This is a genomic window from Mycobacterium sp., from assembly GCF_035499775.1.
Lineage (GTDB): Bacteria > Actinomycetota > Actinomycetes > Mycobacteriales > Mycobacteriaceae > Mycobacterium.
This window is the reverse complement of record NZ_DATJYB010000605.1, coordinates 1-3,877: the sequence shown is the minus strand read 5'-3', so window position 1 is coordinate 3,877 and position 3,877 is coordinate 1. Positions and strand designations below refer to the sequence as shown.

Here is a 3,877-nt window from a genome sequence, read left to right as displayed (position 1 = left end):
CAGGCCAGCTTCTCGGAGAACCGCTGCTCGCGGGCATGGTCGTGCTCGTCACGCTCGTCGGGGAACTCCAGGACCACGATGCCGTCGGCCAGGTTCAGCGCGGTCTCCACCGAATCGGTGAGCCGCTGCTTGGCGGAGGCCTTCACGGTGAGGCGATCCACCACCACCTCGATGTCATGCTTTTCCTGCTTCTTCAGCTTCGGCGGATCGGTCAGCGGATGCACCACGCCGTCGACCCGCACCCGGCTGTAGCCCTGGGCGTTGAGCTTGTCGAACAGGTCGGCGAACTCGCCCTTGCGGGTACGGACGACCGGCGCCAGCACCAGGAACCGGGTGCCTTCGGCCATTGCCAGCACCTGGTCGACGATTTGCTGCGGGGTCTGGCGGGCGATCCGTTCACCGCAGATCGGGCAGTGCGGTGTGCCCGCGCGGGCGTACAGCAAACGCAGGTAGTCGTAGACCTCGGTGATGGTCCCGACCGTCGATCGCGGGTTGCGGTTGGTCGACTTCTGGTCGATCGAGACCGCCGGCGAAAGACCCTCGATGAAGTCGACGTCCGGCTTGTCCATCTGCCCCAGGAATTGGCGCGCGTAGGCCGAGAGCGACTCCACGTAACGGCGCTGACCCTCGGCGAAGATGGTGTCGAAAGCCAATGAGGACTTGCCCGATCCGGATAACCCGGTGAAGACGATCAATGCGTCACGAGGCAGGTCGAGGTCGACGCTGCGCAGATTGTGCTCGCGCGCGCCCTTCACAATCAGGCGGTCAGCCACGCGGCCCCTCTCCGAAAAAGATCCGATATTCCGTACGAAAGACAAGCCGTATCCCATGCTATGTGGCCCCACCGACAGGTCTAACGTGACCGCTATGACTGCCGTCAGCGACAACTACACCGGCCACGTCGACCCGGGTACTGCGGCGCGCCGCACGCTGCCCGGAGCCACGATCCTCAAGACGTCGGTCGGCCCGATGGACAACAACGCCTACCTGGTGACATGTTCCGAGACCGGAGAAACACTGCTGATCGACGCCGCCAACGACGCCGAGGTCCTCGTCGACCTGGTCAGAGAGTACGCCCCGAAAGTGGCGCTGATCGTGACGAGCCATCAGCACTTCGATCACTGGCAGGCGCTGGAGGCGGTGGCCGACGCCACCGGTGCGCCGACCGCCGCACACGAGGTCGACGCCGAGCCGCTGCCCGTCAAACCCGACCGTTTGCTGGCAGGCGGCGACACCGTGCAAATCGGCAACCTGAGCTTCGACGTGATTCACCTGCGCGGGCACACGCCCGGGTCGGTCGCGCTGGCACTGAATGGACCGGCAACGGGCGGCGTCACGCAGCTGTTCACCGGCGACTGCCTGTTCCCGGGGGGTCTTGGGCGGACAACAAAAACGGCAGAGTTCGACTCACTGTTCAAAGACGTGAAGTCGAGAGTCTTCGACCGGTTCGGTGACAGCACTGTTGTCTACCCCGGGCATGGTGATGACACCACACTCGGTGCTGAGCGCCCACAGCTGAATGAATGGCGCGCACGGGGTTGGTGACTCGCGCGCAGGGTGGCCACGCCCGGAGAAGATGCCCTACGAAAGATGTGTGGGTTTTTGCAACCCATTGCCGCACTTAGCCTGCGGGAGGACGATTGTCTCGACGGCAGCGCCGTCGAGACGCTGCCCCGTACAGAGGAGGCAGATCATGTACGCCCGCAGTAGCACCATTCAGACCCAGCCCTCGGCCATCGACGGCGGCATTGCGCATGTCCGCGATGCGGTGATGCCCGCGCTGGGGAGCATCGAGGGGTTCACCGGCCTGTCCCTGTTGGTTGACCGATCGTCGGGACACTGCATTGCTACCAGCGCCTGGGAGTCCGAGGAGGCGATGCGCGCAAGTGAGCAGTCGGTTCGGCCGGTGCGCGACCGGCTGGCGGAGATTCTCGGTGGCACCGCACAGGTCGAGGAATGGGAGATAGCTGGCTTGCACCGTAACCACCGCTCGGGTGAGGGCTGCTGTGTCCGAGCCACCTGGGTCAAGGTCGGCCCGGATCAAATCGACCGAGGCATCGACCTGTTCAAGCTGACTGTGCTGCCCACACTGGAGGAGCTCGAGGGCTTCTGCAGTGCAAGCCTGATGGTCGACCGAGCATCGGGTCGTGGCGTGTCCTCGGTGGTCTACGACAGCGTTGACGCTATGGAGCGGAACCGAGACCAGTTGGACAGGCTCAGGGACGCGGCCACCCAGGAAGCAGGCGCAGAGGTGCTCGACGAGCGCGATTTCGAATTGGCGATCGCGCACCTACGTGTACCCGAGATGGCCTGACCGAAGGGAAAACCGGGAGCAATTCCACGAGCCCGCGACGCTCGCGGGAAGTCGGGCTCTGAGCTGGTAATGAAAGCCGGGCGTACGGGGACACCGACACGCCGATAACAGACGTCGTCAACTAGGACGCCATTGACAGCAAGCTGATCCGAATGGCTTCGCACCGGATCGGCCGCTAGGCCATGCCTCTACCGCACGGACTACCTGACCCCCAGCTTCGAGCCGATCACCGGCGACTGCCTGTTCCCGGGAGGCGTCGGCAAGACGTGGCAGCCCGGCGATTTCACCCAACTGCTGGATGACGTCAGCACCCGGGTGTTCGACGTGTACGACGACTCCACCGTGATCTATCCGGGCCACGGCGACGACACAAACCTTGGCGACGAGCGACCACATCTGGCGGAGTGGCGCGAACGCGGCTGGTGAGGTTGCCATGATGTGCCGCTTTGTTCTGTCAAAGACATGTACGACTAATACGGGCGTACCGAAGGAGATTGTCGATATCTGCACCCCCTGGGATTTGGCCGCCCGAGCCGCGGTGAACGCCGAGCCTCGCCTGGATGCTGCTGGGTGCGGTTGTGATGGCTGACGCCGTAGTGGCGGGTCTGTCATTGAACCGCAGGCTGCCCGCCTGAGCGATCAGGTGGGAAGTCGCCAGTTGATCAACAGTGCCAGGGCCGTGACGATCAGGGCGGTGATGACACCGAGCGCGGCCATCCCGGACTGCCGGGCTCGGGCACCGTGCGATACCCGATCTCGTTCTCGATGGCGTCGTAGTCCTTATTGAGCTCGTCGAGATTGGTGCCGGTGACGGTCTCGGGTGCACCCCAACCACGCCCCGACACGCCGGAACGGCCACCATGCCCGGCGGGTTTGGGGAATTTGTAGGCGCGCGATGCGCAAGGCGCCACCAATCAGCACCGCCGCTAGCGGCAACTCGCCTAGCGCGGCAATTACAACCGACACAGCGAAGTCGCCGCGCCGGGCGGTCACCACATCGAACCAGGCATCGCACACGAGCAGAACTCCCGTCGCGAACGCCAGCAGCGTCAGCAGGTGATGCCGGGCGAAGCCGAGTACCGCGGTAGCAATCATGAACGCCAGCAGCAAGACGTCGAACCCGACCCAGGTCGCCTGCCAATGCTGGGCGGTGTAGCTCTGTGGCAGGGTCAGCCCCAGATAGATAGTCCAGGGGATCAACGCGATCGCGGCGCTGAGCGCCAGCCACTCGCGGATCCGGCGAATCTGGACCAACCGCCGTGACCGCATCACTGACTACTACCACGGCGGAGTGGAGTTCCGGCGAACAAGTTCGATCGATCGAATAGCCGAGAATGACGGCCTGCCGCGCCGCGAATCGGATTGACGTGCGCTGCGTGGGGAGTCATCATTAGGTCCGCAAGCACCTCGCTAGGTGAGGCTTCTGCACGGACATAGGCCACTGACCCCGAACGTCGAAAGACGCCCCGGGTCAGGACAGCTCTTCCCGGCATAAGGGTTGAGCCAAAGTGGCTTCCGATATTTTGGGTACGCCGTGCAGTGCCGAAGCTCTGACGAGAGGGG

At 64.1% G+C, this 3,877-nt stretch carries 3 protein-coding genes, 2 pseudogenes and 1 riboswitch; of the genes and pseudogenes, 3 read left to right on the top strand and 2 right to left on the bottom strand.

The window, feature by feature from the left end; genetic code table 11:
• A pseudogene (locus VML93_RS36510) lies at positions 1-773 on the bottom strand (excinuclease ABC subunit A); the annotation flags it as partial.
• 94 nt (positions 774-867) lie between these two features.
• Between VML93_RS36510 and VML93_RS36505 the strand changes: the two are divergent.
• From VML93_RS36505 to VML93_RS36495, 3 genes and pseudogenes are all read left to right on the top strand, one after another.
• Positions 868-1,545 carry an MBL fold metallo-hydrolase gene (locus tag VML93_RS36505; RefSeq protein WP_325618433.1) on the top strand — a complete coding sequence of 226 codons (678 nt, stop codon included), beginning with the start codon at positions 868-870 and terminating at the stop codon, positions 1,543-1,545.
• Between the two features lie 148 nt (positions 1,546-1,693).
• Complete coding sequence (locus VML93_RS36500; RefSeq protein WP_325618431.1) at positions 1,694-2,314, top strand: hypothetical protein; 621 nt, start codon at positions 1,694-1,696, stop codon at positions 2,312-2,314.
• 228 nt (positions 2,315-2,542) lie between these two features.
• Positions 2,543-2,740: pseudogene (locus VML93_RS36495) on the top strand (MBL fold metallo-hydrolase); the annotation flags it as partial.
• Between the two features lie 354 nt (positions 2,741-3,094).
• Here the strand turns inward: VML93_RS36495 and VML93_RS36485 are convergent.
• Entirely contained in the window at positions 3,095-3,583 is a 489-nt protein-coding gene (locus VML93_RS36485) for a hypothetical protein (protein WP_325618429.1), read from the bottom strand.
• 130 nt (positions 3,584-3,713) lie between these two features.
• Positions 3,714-3,877, top strand: a riboswitch (M-box (ykoK) riboswitch). This riboswitch is flagged as partial in the annotation.